At 62.4% G+C, this 15,010-nt stretch carries 11 protein-coding genes and 1 pseudogene; all 12 read left to right on the forward strand.

Features of this window, described 5'->3' with window-relative positions; genetic code table 11:
- Nucleotides 1-52 precede the first annotated feature (52 nt).
- Nucleotides 53-1,267: an imidazolonepropionase gene (gene hutI / locus ACVJGD_RS43365; protein WP_456639808.1), complete on the forward strand. Its 1,215-nt coding sequence runs from the start codon at nt 53-55 to the stop codon at nt 1,265-1,267.
- On the forward strand, nt 1,264-2,853 hold the full coding sequence (gene hutH / locus ACVJGD_RS43370; RefSeq protein ID WP_456639809.1) for a histidine ammonia-lyase: 1,590 nt from the start codon (nt 1,264-1,266) through the stop codon (nt 2,851-2,853). The genes hutI and hutH overlap by 4 nt, the downstream gene beginning before the upstream one ends.
- On the forward strand, nt 2,850-4,520 hold the full coding sequence (gene hutU / locus ACVJGD_RS43375) for a urocanate hydratase (protein ID WP_456639810.1): 1,671 nt from the start codon (nt 2,850-2,852) through the stop codon (nt 4,518-4,520). Before hutH ends, hutU begins: the two co-directional genes overlap by 4 nt.
- A gap of 259 nt (nt 4,521-4,779) precedes the next feature.
- Entirely contained in the window at nt 4,780-6,363 is a 1,584-nt protein-coding gene (locus ACVJGD_RS43380) for an ABC transporter substrate-binding protein (protein ID WP_456640572.1), read from the forward strand.
- A 70-nt stretch (nt 6,364-6,433) separates the two neighbouring features.
- On the forward strand, nt 6,434-7,414 hold the full coding sequence (locus ACVJGD_RS43385; RefSeq protein WP_456639811.1) for an ABC transporter permease: 981 nt from the start codon (nt 6,434-6,436) through the stop codon (nt 7,412-7,414).
- A gap of 13 nt (nt 7,415-7,427) precedes the next feature.
- Nucleotides 7,428-8,349: pseudogene (locus ACVJGD_RS43390) on the forward strand (ABC transporter permease).
- Nucleotides 8,346-10,187 (forward strand): ABC transporter ATP-binding protein, encoded by a 1,842-nt coding sequence (locus ACVJGD_RS43395; RefSeq protein ID WP_456639812.1) that lies wholly within the window; start codon nt 8,346-8,348, stop codon nt 10,185-10,187. Before ACVJGD_RS43390 ends, ACVJGD_RS43395 begins: the two are co-directional and overlap by 4 nt.
- 70 nt (nt 10,188-10,257) lie before the next feature.
- Nucleotides 10,258-11,019 (forward strand): DeoR/GlpR family DNA-binding transcription regulator, encoded by a 762-nt coding sequence (locus ACVJGD_RS43400; protein ID WP_456639813.1) that lies wholly within the window; start codon nt 10,258-10,260, stop codon nt 11,017-11,019.
- On the forward strand, nt 11,012-12,301 hold the full coding sequence (locus ACVJGD_RS43405) for an allantoate amidohydrolase (protein ID WP_456639814.1): 1,290 nt from the start codon (nt 11,012-11,014) through the stop codon (nt 12,299-12,301). Before ACVJGD_RS43400 ends, ACVJGD_RS43405 begins: the two co-directional genes overlap by 8 nt.
- On the forward strand, nt 12,298-13,263 hold the full coding sequence (locus ACVJGD_RS43410; RefSeq protein ID WP_456639815.1) for a phosphotransferase family protein: 966 nt from the start codon (nt 12,298-12,300) through the stop codon (nt 13,261-13,263). The genes ACVJGD_RS43405 and ACVJGD_RS43410 overlap by 4 nt, the downstream gene beginning before the upstream one ends.
- Before the next feature lie 18 nt (nt 13,264-13,281).
- Nucleotides 13,282-14,217 (forward strand): phosphotransferase, encoded by a 936-nt coding sequence (locus tag ACVJGD_RS43415; RefSeq protein ID WP_456639816.1) that lies wholly within the window; start codon nt 13,282-13,284, stop codon nt 14,215-14,217.
- Entirely contained in the window at nt 14,217-15,005 is a 789-nt protein-coding gene (gene hisN, locus ACVJGD_RS43420) for a histidinol-phosphatase (RefSeq protein ID WP_456639817.1), read from the forward strand. Before ACVJGD_RS43415 ends, hisN begins: the two co-directional genes overlap by 1 nt.
- The last annotated feature ends 5 nt before the right edge of the window (nt 15,006-15,010 follow it).

Consider the following 15,010-nt stretch of genomic DNA (forward strand, 5'->3'; position numbering starts at 1 on the left):
CAATTATATGTCTAGACATATATGTCAAGCTTCCGGCACCGGGGGAAGACACATGGCCGAGCGCTTCGATCGTATCTGGCACAATGCCCGGCTCGCCACGATGCGGGAGGATCTGCCCGATCTCGGCGTTATCGAGCAAGGTCTGATCGCGGCCCGCGATGGCCGGATCGTCTATGCAGGCACGCAATCCGCTTTCCCGCATGATGCCGACGCGAGCGAGCGGATCGATTGCGCGGGCCGATGGATCACGCCCGGACTGGTGGATTGTCACACCCACCTGGTTTTCGGCGGCAACCGCGCGCATGAGTTCGAGCTGCGACTTAAGGGCGCAAGCTATGAAGAGATCGCGCGTGCCGGCGGCGGCATCGTCTCCACCGTTGCGGCGACTCGGACTGCAAGCGAGGCTGATCTTGTTGCCGGTGCGCTGCCGAGGCTCGACGCCCTGATCCGCGAGGGTGTCACGACGATCGAGATCAAGTCCGGTTACGGCCTCAACACAGAAACCGAAATGCGACAGCTTTCGGCCGCGCGTGCGCTTGGCCGCGTCCGACCGATTGCGATCCGGACGTCTTTCCTTGGCGCACATGCGCTTCCGCCTGAAGCTTCCGGAGACAAGGATCGTTACATCGATCTCGTTTGCCAACAGATGCTGCCGGCGGTAGCGCAGGCAGGGCTTGCAGACGCCGTGGATGCTTTCATGGAGGGCATCGCGTTCTCGCGCGATCAAACAGCGCGTGTGTTCGAGGCGGCGAAGGCCCTGGGTTTGCCGGTCAAGCTTCACGCCGATCAATTGTCGAATCTCGGCGGCGCATCGCTTGCCGCGGAATATTCAGCTCTGTCCGCCGATCATCTGGAACATACCGATGAGGCCGGGGCTCAAGCGATGGCGGCAGCGGGCACGGTCGCGGTCCTGCTGCCAGGCGCCTTCTATTTCATTCGCGAGACGACGAAACCACCGATCGAGCTTTTCCGCGCCCACGGAGTCAAAATGGCGCTGGCGACCGATTGCAATCCGGGCAGCTCGCCGCTGACGTCGCTTCTGCTCACGATGAACATGGGTGCGACGCTGTTCCGGATGACCGTTGCCGAATGTCTTGCCGGCGTGACGCGGGAGGGAGCGCGCGCGCTGAGCCTCTTGGGTGAAACCGGCACGCTCGAGGCCGGCAAATGGTGTGATCTCGCGATCTGGGATATCGAGCGGCCTGCCGAGCTCGTCTACCGGATCGGATTCAATCCCCCGCATAGCCGGGTGTGGAGGGGGCAATGAGCGATCCGGCCGCGCCGGTCGTCGTCACGCCCGGAAAAGTTACGCTCGACGATTTTGCGCAGGTGCTCGCAGGTGCGGCAGTCGTGCTGGAACCATCGTTCTGGGCGCGGGTCGAAGCGGCTTCTCATATCGTTGCGCAGGCTGCTGGTGCGGACATGCCGGTTTACGGCATCAACACCGGATTCGGAAAACTGGCATCGACGCGCATTGCGCCCGATCAGACGGCGCTGCTTCAGCGCAATCTCATCGTCTCCCATTGCTGCGGGGTAGGGCGCCCCTCGCCTGAGCCGATCGTCCGGCTGATGATGGCCTTGAAGATCGTCTCGCTCGGAAGAGGCGCTTCGGGTGTGCGCCGCGAAGTCGTCGAGCAATTGCAGATGATGCTGGCGCGCGGCGTCTATCCGCTTGTGCCGCAGCAGGGTTCGGTCGGCGCATCCGGCGATCTGGCGCCGCTCGCCCATATGACGGCCGTCATGATCGGGGAGGGGCAGGCAATCGTCGATGGACGGGTGGTGTCGGGTCGCGAGGCGCTTGCCGCTGCCAATCTTGCGCCGTTGACGCTCGGACCGAAGGAGGGCCTCGCCCTCATCAACGGCAGTCAGTTCTCGACGGCCTACGCGATCTCCGGCGTATTGCGGGCCCATCGCCTGGCCTGTGCCGCGCTGGTAACAGGAGCACTCTCGGTCGATGCCGCCATGGCCTCGACCGTGCCGTTTCGCCCGGAAATCCAGCAGCTGCGGGGACATGCCGGGCAGATCGCCGCGGGCGCGGCCCTGACGGCGCTGCTCGCCGGTAGCGACATCCGCCAGTCGCATCTCGAAGGCGACGAGCGCGTGCAGGATCCCTACTGCCTGCGCTGCCAGCCGCAGGTGGCCGGCGCCGCGCTCGACTTGCTTGCGCAAGCGGCTCGCACACTGACGATCGAGGCCAATGCGGTCACCGACAATCCGTTGGTATTGGTCGAGACCGGCGAGATCGTCTCGGGCGGCAACTTCCACGCCGAACCGGTGGCCTTTGCGGCGGACCAGATTGCGCTTGCGCTTTCGGAGGTTGGCGCGATCAGCGAACGACGTATCGCGACGCTGGTCGATCCCGCGCTGAATTTCGGCCTGCCGCCGTTCCTCACACCGGAGCCCGGCATCAATTCCGGATTCATGATCGCCGAAGTGACGGCGGCCGCGCTCTATGCCGAGAACAAGCAGCGCGCGTTGGCCTGCTCGATCGACTCAACCCCCACCAGCGCCAATCAGGAAGATCACGTCTCAATGGCTGCGCACGCTGCGCGCCGGCTGTCCGACATGGCGGACAATTTGGCGACGATCCTGGGCATCGAGCTGCTGGCCGCGGCGCAAGGCATCACTCTTCGCGCCCCGCATTCGACCAGTGCCCCGCTCGCAGCGGTCATTGCCGAGTTGCGCGCGCATGTGCCGGCGCTGGGCGCGGACCGCTACATGGCCGACGATCTTGCGAAGGCAACCGCGCTGGTCGAAGCCGGTGCGTTGCCGGCTGCAGCGCTCGCCGTTCTCCCGGACAATCCGTTTCCGATCCTTGTTTCGAAGCCTGCCGAAGAGGGCCATTTGTCATGAGCCGCCGAGTGGACAATGACCGTACGATCCGCGCGCCACGAGGTGGCGAGATCAGCGCCAAGAGCTGGTTGACGGAAGCGCCGCTCCGCATGCTCATGAACAATCTCGATCCGGAGGTTGCGGAACGACCAAGCGAGCTCGTCGTCTACGGGGGAATTGGTCGTGCGGCGCGCGATTGGGATAGCTTCGACCGGATCGTCGCCTCCTTGCGCAAGCTGGAGGCCGACCAGACGTTGCTGGTTCAGTCGGGCAAGCCCGTCGGAATCTTCCGCACCCATCCAGATGCGCCGCGCGTTCTGATCGCGAACTCGAACCTGGTGCCGCATTGGGCGACGCTCGATCATTTCAACGCGCTCGACCGGCAAGGCTTGATGATGTTCGGTCAAATGACGGCCGGCTCCTGGATCTATATCGGCAGCCAGGGCATCGTGCAGGGGACCTATGAGACGTTTGTCGAGGTCGGCCGACGGCACTACGGCGGCAGCCTTGCAGGCAAGTGGATCCTCACAGCGGGTCTCGGCGGGATGGGCGGCGCGCAGCCGCTCGCCGCGACCATGGCGGGCGCCTCGCTGCTTGCGGTCGAATGCCAGCCGAGCCGCATCGAGATGCGGCTGCGCACGGGATATCTCGATCGGCAGGCGAGCACGCTTGACGAAGCGCTTGCGATCATGGCGGAGAGCGCGCAGAGCCAGAAGCCAGTGTCGGTTGGTCTGCTCGGCAATGCGGCCGAGATTTTTCCGGAACTGGTGCGGCGTGGCGTGAGGCCCGACATCGTCACCGACCAGACCAGCGCGCACGATCCCATCAATGGCTACCTGCCCAAGGGATGGTCGCTTGCCGAGTGGGAGACCAGACGCGCCAGCGATCCGAAGGCGGTCGAGGCCGCGGCCAAGACCTCCATGGTCGATCACGTCAAGGCCATGCTGGATTTCCACGCGCAAGGTATTCCCACGCTCGACTATGGCAACAACATTCGCCAGATGGCGAAGGATATGGGACTGCAGAACGCGTTCGATTTTCCCGGCTTCGTCCCGGCCTATATTCGTCCGCTGTTTTGCCGCGGCGTTGGGCCGTTTCGGTGGGCAGCGCTGTCAGGAGATCCGGACGACATCTTCAGGACCGACGCCAAGGTCAAGGAGCTGATGCCCGACGACAAGCATCTGCACAACTGGCTCGACATGGCGAAAGCCCGGATCAAGTTTCAGGGGCTGCCGGCGCGGATTTGCTGGGTCGGTCTCGGCGATCGGCACCGGCTGGGTCTCGCCTTCAACGAGATGGTGGCGCGCGGCGAAGTGAAGGCGCCGATCGTGATCGGCCGCGACCATCTCGACAGCGGCTCGGTTGCAAGTCCGAACCGCGAAACCGAAGCGATGCGCGACGGGTCAGATGCGGTATCAGACTGGCCTTTGCTCAATGCTCTCCTGAATTGTGCCAGCGGCGCGACGTGGGTCTCGCTGCATCACGGCGGCGGCGTCGGCATCGGCTATTCGCAGCATGCCGGAATGGTGATCGTTGCAGACGGCACCCCGGAGGCTGCCCGCCGCATTGAACGGGTGCTGTGGAACGATCCGGCGAGCGGCGTCATGCGGCACGCGGACGCGGGCTATGAAAGCGCGATTGCATCTGCCCGTTCGAACGGCCTCGATCTGCCTAGCTTGGCGCCATAGGGCGCGCTCGGCGCTGACCACAACAATCAGCGCAAAGCCAGTTCACGTAACTCGCAAATCCGACTGCCTACACCGTAGGCGAACCGCCCGCGATGAGGCAGTGCGCGTCCGCGTCCTGCGCACGCCGAGAGGGGACTGCCACAAGATCGGTCAAAAACCACACGGCGATCATCAAAAACTGAGCAATTACTGCCTTGGCACGCCACCTGCATGACCGTTGTGACCGGTTTGTCGGTTCATGTGGAAAAGGGGAATGTCGATGCATCCGAAATTTGACCGTCGCCACTTTCTAAAAGGGGCGGCAGGAGCTGCGGTCACCGCAGGCTACATGCAGATCAATCCGGACTTTTTTATCTCGGCGGCCCACGCGCAGGCCGGGAAGACCATGAGCTTTCTGTCGGCCGAGAACATCACGGGCAATTGGGATCCGACCGCCCACACCACGCTTTCGCAGAAGAACATCGAAGGCTTCGTGATGGGCTTCCTCACCCGCACACCGATGAAGCTCGATAACCCGGGCGAGGTGGTCTATGAGCTCGCAACCGACATCAAGCTGCTCGATCCGAGCCGCCTGCAGATCAAGCTGCGCCAAGGCGTGGTCTTCCATGATGGCAAGCCGTTCAAGGCGGAGGACGTCAAGGCAACCTTCGAATACGGATCCAAGCCGGATCGCCCAGCGCAATGGTATCCCGGCCCCACGGAAACGTTGAAGATCGAGACGCCTGATGACTACACGGTGATCGTTGATACGTCGAAGGGCGGTTATCCGGCGCACCTCTTCATGTTCCTTGCGGCGTTCCTGCCGATCATGTCGGCAAAGGATATCGCCGGCGGACCCGGGGGCGTGCTCTCACAGCGGCTGAACGGCACCGGTCCCTTCAAGTTCGTCGAACAGCGCGGCAACGACACCGTGATGAAGGCGTTCGACGGCTACTTCAAGGGCAAGCCGGGCATTGCGGGCATCAACTTCACCTTTACCGGCGATTCCACGACACGCATGCTGTCGCTTATGAACGGTCAGGCGTCGATCGTCGAGCGCCTGGAGCCGGAGCAGGTGGATACGGTCAAGGGCAATCCCAACATCCGGATCAACCAGGTGGTTTCCGTCGAGAACAAGTATCTGTGGTTTCGCTGCTCGAAGCCGCCGTTCAACGATCCGCGCATCCGCCTTGCCGCCTGTCATGCGATCAACCGTGATCTCATCCTCGAAGTGCTGGGCTCCGCCGGCCATGCGTCATCCAACTTCGTGTCACCGGTCAAGTTCGGCTACATCGATCTCGAGAATTATCCGAAGTTCGACCCGAAGAAGTGTCAGGCGCTGCTCGCCGAGGCCGGCTTCCCGAACGGCAAGGGTCTGCCGCCGCTCGAATACATCACGTCCGTGGGCTTCTATCCCAAGACCAAGGAATATGGCGAGATCATCACCGCGATGCTCAACGAGCAGGGCTTCAATGTCAGCCTGACCGTGCTCGAGCCGGCCGCCTGGAATGAACGCCTCTACCATCGTCCCGGCGGTGGACCCGGTCACATGGTGGACTGTGGATGGTCGACCGGTTCACCCGAGCCCGACCTGATCCTGCGCACGCACTTTCACTCCTCGTCACATCGCATTTGCGGCATCGAGGATCCGGCGATCGATGCAAGTCTCGACAAGGAACGTAGCGCGCCGACGCTTGAGGAACGGAAGAAGATCCTTCAGACCGAGACGATGCCACTCATCGCCTCGAAGATGCCCGCGCTCTCGCTGTTCACCTCCGTGATGATTCACGCGATGCAGAAGGATTTCGAGGGCCTCTATATCTATCCGGATGGATCGATGGACGCTTCCAAGCCCGTTGCCTGACCATGAACGGCTACCGCGCGCCGCGAACAGGCGGTTGCGCGGTCCGACATGTCCTTCGCGGAGCTGAAGAATGTTCGTTCTGAATTTCCTGATGCGGCGCCTGGTCCAGGGTGTCATCATCATATTCCTTGTCTCGCTGCTGATCTTCACCTTGTTGAGGATCGTGCCGGGAGATCCCGTGCGACTGATGGCCGGCGGCATGGCTCCCGAGGCCCTGATCGAGAAGATCGCGACCGACATGGGCCTGCGAGACCCGATCATCGTGCAGTTCGGGCGCTATATGAGCAGCGTCGTTCGGGGCGATCTCGGCCAGTCCTTCGTTCGCCCCGCGAACGGCGCGGCTACCGGTGGCGCGAACTTCAACGACACGACACGCGGTGAACGGGCGAAGGTCTTAAGCCTGATTCTCGAAGCCCTGCCCATGACGTTGCAGCTTGCCGCGGTGACATTGGTGATTGCTCTCGTATTCTCCGGGATCATAGGGATTGCGGGCGGCCTGGCGGTCGGGCGATGGCCGGACAAGCTGGCGTTCTACACTTCGTCGATCTTCATATCGCTGCCGAACTTCTGGCTGGGAATCGTTCTCGCGTTGCTCTTTTCAGTCAAGCTCGGCTGGCTGCCGGCGATCGGCTATCAGGGATTTGCCTATACGATTCTTCCGGCCATCGTGCTTGCGGTCGAACTGTCGCCTGTCCTGATCCGGACGCTCGTCAGTTCCGTTTCGGCGCAGATGATGGAGCCGTACGTGGCGGTGGGGCATGTCCGTGGCCTCGGCCGCAGCCGCATCATTGCAAACCATGCCCTTCGCAATGCCTCCGTGCCGCTGCTCAATCTGCTCGGGGTACAGTTCTCGAGCCTGCTCGGCGGAGTGATCATCGTCGAATATATCTTCGACTATCCGGGCCTGGGCCTGTTGACCATCAACGCGGTGCTGCAGCGTGACTTCCCGTTGATTCAAGGGATCGCGATCGTAACCAGCGCCGTCTTCGTGCTGATCAACATCATTGTCGATCTCATTGCCACCACCGTGGATCCAAGGCTCGAATATTGAGGCTCGAATATTGATGTCTATCGCCACCGCCACCGGCGCTCCTATGGCGCACAAGCCGGTCCAACGCTCCATCGTCCGACGTATCTTCGACAAGGCCGCGTCCACGCCAGGGTTTCGCGTCGGCCTCGCGCTGTTCGTCGTCCTTGCTCTCGCAACCGCATTCTATCCAGAACTGAGCGGGATCGATCCGACCAAAATGGACGTCAAGGCCCGCCTTCTGCCGCCGCTGTTTCTGGGCGGAAACTGGAACTGGGCTCACCCGCTCGGCACGGACCAAATCGGCCGCGACATGCTTGTGCGCTCACTCGTCGGCCTCCGTTACTCCTTCCTGATCGGCGTCGCCTCCGTCATCGTCATGCTGGCGATCGGATGCGCGCTCGGCACCATTGCCGGTTATTTCGGCGGGCGAACCGATGCCATCATCATGAGGCTGACCGATGCCCAGCTATCGATCCCTATGATCATCCTCGCCATCTCCGTGCTTGGCGTCTCGCGACCGACGATCCCTGCGATCGTCCTCGTGCTCGGCGTTTCGAATTGGCCGGTCTATGCGCGCATCATGCGGAGCATCGTGATGACCGAGCGGCAGCGCGAATATGTCCGCGCCGCAAAGATCGGCGGTTCGACCGATCTTCGGATCATCCTCGCCCTGCTGCTGCCGTTGCTGCTGCCGCCGGTCCTGTTTACCTCCGTGCTCGACGTGGCACGCATGATGATCTTCGAGTCTACGCTCGGCTTCCTCGGGCTCGGCGTGCAGCCGCCGACGCCGACATTCGGCAATATCATCGCGGACGGTGCGGAAATATCTCCTGAACGCGTGGTGGATCGCGACCATGCCGGGCCTCTTCCTCGGCCTGACCCTCACCAGCATCAACCTGATCGGCGCTTCTCTCGAACGCGCACGCAATGCGATTCATGGAGGCTCCGAAGCATGACGCAGCCGCTTCTTGACCTCAGGAATCTGGCGGTCGCCGCCGGCCGCGGCGGCGCGGCCAAGGTCATTCTCGATAATGTGTCCCTGAGCCTCGCTCCCCGCGAGATCGTTGGCGTTGTGGGCGCCAGCGGTTCCGGCAAGACCGTGCTGTCCAAGGCCGTGGTCAACTGGCTCGAGCCACCGCTCACGAAGCGATCCGGCGAGGTGCTGTTCGAGGGACGTGACATCTATGCAATGCATGGCGCGGAGATGCGCCCGTTGCGCCAGCGGATATCCTATGTCGGCGCCAACCCCATGGGCGCGCTTGATCCGACGCTGCCGGTCGGTGCCCAGATCGTCGAGAAGATGAGGGCCGTCGTGCCCGACACATCGCGCCGGGAGGCCGAACGCCGCGTCATCGAACTCCTCGACGCCGTTCGCATTCCGTCCGCGCGAAACCGCTTTCACGATTATCCGTCCCAATTCTCGGGCGGCATGATGCAGCGCGCGCTGATCGTGGATGCGCTGGTGACCAATCCCGCACTTCTGGTCGCCGACAACGTCACGCAGCCGCTCGACGTGACGGTTGCCGCCCAAGTGATCCGGCTGATGAAGGAATTGACGATCAGCTTCAACACCGCCGTCCTGTTTGTCTCGTCGTCGCTGCCGGTGGCGCGCGAGGCCTGCTCGCGGATCCTGGTGATGGAGGATGGTCGCATCGTCGAGGAGCAGTCGACCGAAGACCTGATCAGCAGGCCCGTGTATCCGTATACGCGCGAGCTGGTGCGTCAGACGCCGAAGATATGGGTCGAGACTGCGGCGACACCCCGCCTCGATGACCAGCGGGAGGTGGTTCTCAGCCTGCGCGACGCCTCGCAGACCTACAAGGTCAAGAAGAAGACCGGCTTTGGCGGGGTCAACCTGGTTCGCGCCGTTCGTAATGTCACCTTCGACGTGCGCCGCGGCGACAGCTTTGCCATTGTCGGCGAGTCTGGCTGCGGAAAGTCGACCCTGATGCGGCTTCTGTCCAGGCTCGAACTGCCGAGTTCGGGACATATCCTCTGTGCGGACAAGGACATCGCAACGCTCAAGGGCAAGGCGTTACTCGAATTCCGGGGCAAGCTGCAGATGGTGCTGCAGGATCCGTTCGGCTCGCTGCCGCCGCGCACCTCGATCGGGAAGATGCTGGAGGACCCGTTGCGCACGCATGGTTGGCGCGACCGGGGAAGGATTCGCGAACGCGTCCTGAAGGTGATGGGAGAAGTGGGCTTGCCGGCCGAACTTTACGAGGAGCTCCCGCTGGGATTGAGCGCGGGACAGCGACAGCGCATCAATGTTGCCCGCGCGCTGGTGCTTGAGCCCGAAATTCTCATCATGGACGAGACGCTGTCGGCACTCGATCAAACCGAGCAGTTCAAGCTGCTCGACCTGTTCCAGAAGCTTCAGAAGGAGTACGACCTGACCTACATCTTCATCTCGCACGACCTGGCGATGGTGAGGAAGGCCTGCAACCGCGTGGCGGTGATGTATCTCGGCGAGGTCTTTGAGCTTGCCGACAATGAGCGTCTTTTCTTCGACCCGGGCCACCCGTACACGAAAGCACTTCTCAGCGCGATGCCGACTCTCGAACGGCGTCGCTATCAGCCGGAGGAGTGTCTACTGGAGGGGGAGCCGCCAAGCCCGCTCGACGTCCCCGCAGGCTGCAGCTTCCGGTCGCGCTGCCCGCAGGTCATCGACAAATGCAGCCGCCTTCATCCGAGCCTGACGGTGCGGGAGCGGCAAGACTTCGCTGCCTGTCACCTGGTGATGCCGTCGGCCGCCGCTTCCGGCGCCGTCGGAGGGATGCGCGCCGACGTGTGATGAGACGGGTCGTGAACAAGAATTCGTATCGAGAAGCGGCCGGCAGTGCCGTGACATTCGAGGAACGTCCATGAGCTTCACGGAGCATCGCCTTGAATTGATCCGCGACCTGCTGCGGCAGAAGCAGCGGGTTCACGTCAAGGACCTGGTCGATCACCTCAATGTCAGTCATGAGTCGATCCGCCGTGACCTTCGGGAACTCGAGACGCAGGGCTTTGCCCGTCGTGTCTATGGCGGTGCGGTGATCGATCGGCAGGAGAGCGATCAGCCCTTTGCCGAGCGCCTGCGCGTCGGCGCGAGGGAGAAGGCGCGGATCGGCGAGGCCGCCGCGGCTCTGGTCAAGGATGGCATGAAAATCTTCATTGACGAGGGGACGACAGCGCTTGCCTGCGTGAAGCACCTCGAGGCTCGCAAGGACCTCACGATCGTGAGCAACTCGCTCGCGGTGGCGGCGCACTTCTATTATCTATCGACGCCCAGCGTTCGCGTGCTCGGAGGACGGTTGCGCCCCGACTATCAGGCGACCTTTGGGCCCGAAACCGTGGCAGCGATGAAGGATCATTTCTTCGATCTCGCCATCATCGCGATCAGCGCCGTCCATGCCGAACGCGGCTTCATGGACTATGGCGAGGACGAAGCGATCACGCGGCGCGTTGCGCGCGCACAGGCCAAGCGGTCGGCGATCGTCGCCGACAGTTCCAAGTTCGGCCGCCTCGGTTCGATCCATACGTTTGGGCTGGGCGACGTCCAGGCGGTCATCACAGGGGGCACCCTGACCAAGGACTTCTCCAACCAGTTCCTCAAATCCAACGTGGAAATCATCTATGCCTGACCTTGCCTCCAAGCGCGCTCCCATCAAGCCGTCACGGCTTAAGGCGATGATGGACGAGTTGTCGACATTCGGCGGCGGGCCGGATGGATCCATGACGCGCCTGACGCTCTCGCAAGAGGACGGCGCGGCGCGCAACTGGCTTGGCCGTTGGTTCGCCAACAACGGCTTCATCCAGGCCGTCGACGCCATCGGCAATCAGTTCGGCAGCATGCCGCTTGCCGGCGCCAACGCGCCGGTCATCATGGTCGGCTCGCATATCGACAGCCAGCCCAATGGTGGTCGCTTCGACGGGGCTCTCGGTGTCGTCTCGGCCTGCGAGGCCGTGCTCGCCGTCTCGGAACGTCTGAAGGCGGAGAACAAGCTGTCGGCCTGCAATTTCCAAGTGGTGAACTGGACCAACGAGGAGGGCGCGCGCTTCCAGCCGAGCCTGCTCGGCAGCAGCGTATTCGCCGGGTCGACCGAACTTGAATGGGCGCTTGACCGGGCGGATGGAGACGGCGTCACCGTTCGTCAGTCCCTCGAGCAGATCGGATATGCAGGCAAGGACCAGGTGCCAATTCCGGACGCCCTCATCGAACTTCATATCGAGGGCGACAAGGCGCTGTTCGAGGCGAATGAGAAATTCGGTATCTTCACCCGCTTCTGGGGCGCTACCAAGTACCGTCTCGCTTTCCTTGGCCGGCAGGCGCATACGGGGCCGACGCCGATGGCTCAACGCAAGGACGCGCTGCTCGGCGCAGCCTATCTGATCGCCGATCTGAAGGAGATCGCCGGCGAGCACGGTCTCGACCTGCACACATCGGTTGGCCGGTTGGAGGTGTTTCCAAACTCGCCCAACACCGTTCCATCCGAAGCCGTTCTCTTCATCGAATTGCGTTCCGGCTCGCCGGAAGTTCTCGCCGAGGCTGAGCGGAAGATGAAGATCAGGATGGAAGCGGCGGCCGAGAGAGCCGGCGTGACCTATGAGATCAGGGCGATCGATCGGCGCAAGGCGGGCGGCTTTGCTCCTGGGCTGATCTCGCTCGCCGAACGAACCGCCGCAAACTACGGGGAGACGGCGCGCCATCTGGATACGATTGGTGGTCATGATGCGGTGGCAATGTCCAGCGTCTGCCCCTCGATCGTCCTGGCGGTGCGTTCGCGCGACGGCGTGATCCATCATCCGACTGAGTTCACTAGCGCCGAGGATCAGGCTTTCGGGACGCAGGTGCTGGCGGACATGCTCTATGCGATCGCCAGCGAAGGGCTGCAGGCGGCCAATCCGAAGGGGACGGTGACATGAAGCCGCTCGGAAGTGCGGAGACGGCGCTGGAGGCGCGTGCCGAGCAGGCAATCAGGAGCCTGCCGATGCTCGATGCCGCGAGCGCAACCTATGCAGCATCGGTGCCGCCGGTCGCATCGCCATCCTATCACGCGGTCGAGTCGACGTCGTTCGACGTGGCGCCTGATGGCAAGGAGGCAACGTTCTTTCTTCGGCTGGGAGCTGACGAGGTCGCCGAACTGGTCGACGACGATGTGGCGTTTGCGGCGGCGCATCGTCTTCGCAGTCTCGGTCTGTCGCCGGAGCCTATCGCGCGGGTGCGGGGCGAAAGGGCCGTGCTGTTCGCGCGGCTCGGCGAAGGCTGGCGAACCGCGAAAATCGACGACCTGATGCACGAGGGCGCGGCTGCACGTCTGATCGAGATGCAGAAGACGATTGCCGCAGGCGAGCCATTCGGACGACCCTGGTCTGTCTTCGATGGCGTCGATCGGCTTTGGCCGCTGGTTTCCGAGGCTGACAGTACACTCCCCGGCGATGTGGAATGGATGCTGGCATGGATGACGACCATGCGCGATGCGATTTCTGCGGCGGGCGTCGAACGGAAACCTGCGCACGGAGACCCTCATTCCTCCAACGTCATGCTCGGTCCGAACGACGCGATGATGTTGGTCGACTTCGACATGGCCGGCGACATCGATCCCTACTACCAGCTCGGCGTGCAGATGAACGAGCTTTACCAGTTCGAAAGCCAGATGAAGCCGCTCCTGGAGATGCACGACGGCGGCTTCAGCGAGAAGGCGTTCAACCGGTGCAGGCTCTATGCCGCTGCCGACGACTTCTATTGGGCGCTCCGCAGCCTGCTGCAAAATGCTCGGTCATCCTCTCAGGGACTGGAATTCCTCAAATATGCGGGGTGGCGATTCCTGCGCTGCCGGATGCTGCTTGGGCATCCCGGGTTTGAGGAACGGACGAGATCTCTCTAGGGAAAGCGAGACAAGGTCATGCTTGAAATCGGTGCGGCTAGGTCAGACGCAGAGCGGGCGCTTGAGGCGGCCATAGTCCAGGTGGAGGCTTGGAAGGGTAACCGCCTGTCCTATCAGCCGGTCTCCGGCGGCATCAGCAATACCAATTTCCTGGTGCGGGTCGACGGCCACCCTACCCAATACTTTGTCAAGATACCCGGGCGCGGCACCGAGATGTTCATCGATCGCAACGCGGCGCGGGCGGCCAGCAAACAGGCGGAAGCAATGAATGTCGGACCGCGGACGTTCGATTTCCTCGATCATCTTGACATTGAGGTTTCCGAATTCCTTGACGACCGGCGGGCTTCCACCCATCGCGACTTCGTCGACCCGGCGTTTCGCGCCACCGTGGTCACGATGTATCGCCGCTTGCACGAGGCGCCGCCGCTGCCGCTGACCAAGACCGTGTTCGACATGATCGAGGAGCATTATGAGCAGGTGAAGAAGCTCGGCGGCTACTGGCCCGAGGATCATGCCTGGCTCTACCGTCAGTACCAGCAGGCCCGGGCGGCTCTTGAGGCATCGGGGCTCGATCTCGTGCCCTGCTTCAATGATCCGATGCCGGGGAACTTCCTGGTCGGGGAAGACAAGTCGATCAAGCTGATCGACTTCGAATATGCATCCAACAACGAACGGCTCTATGACCTGGCAATCTGGAGCAGCGAGCACTTTTTCTCGGAGGATGTCGAGCACGAAATCATCGAGGAGTATTTCGGCCGCTATGACAAGCGACGGCACGCGCGCTTCATCGTCCACAAGGCGCTCGCCGACATCAAGTGGAGCACCTGGGCGATGGTGCAAAACCGGATCTCGACCTTGGATTTCGACTTCTACAAATACGGCATATGGAAGCACATGCGTGCGCGTTCCATCATCTACGACCCGCGCTGGCCGTCATTCCTGAAGGCGCTGTGATGGTCCAACTTGCCGTCGCGGTAGACGACGCAGACGTCTACCTTTCCTTCGCTGCCGAGCTCGCTGATATGGTCAGGCCGATCGTGCTGTCCTATTTTCGCACGCCGCTCGACGTCATCTCCAAGTCCGATGCGAGTCCGGTGACGATTGCCGATCGAACCGTCGAGCTGCGTCTCAGGGAACAGATCGAGGCGCGCTTTCCCGATCATGGCATCATCGGTGAGGAGATTGGGGTCAAGCGCGGCAACGCCTTCACCTGGATCATCGACCCGATCGACGGCACCAAGAGCTTCATCACCGGCTTCCCCTTGTTCGGCACGCTGATCTCGCTGACCCATGAGGAGCAGCCTTTCTGTGGTTTGATCGACGTCCCGGCTACCGGCGAGCGGTGGATGGCGAAGCCCGGCCTGTCGTTGTTCGGCGGCAGACTGGCCCGAACGAGCGCTTGCGAAACCCTCGCGGAGGCCCGTTTCTATACGACGTCGCCCGATATGTTCGTAAACGAGGATGCAGCGGAGTTCGAGCGACTTTCGAAATCCGCCAAGTTGCGGCGCTTCGGCGGCGACTGCTACATCTACGGTCTGCTTGCGTCGGGACATTGCGACATCGTTCTCGAAGTAGGATTGCAGCCATATGACTATATGGCCCTGGTCCCGATCGTGCAGGGCGCGGGAGGTTGCATCACCGACTGGGGGGGAAGTCCACTTTCAATTCGCTCCGACGGACGCGTGCTGGCGACCGCCACGCCGAAACTTCACGCGGAAGCGCTGGCACTCATCAACCGATAGCAAAC

It is taken from the genome of Bradyrhizobium sp. USDA 10063 (assembly GCF_054063735.1).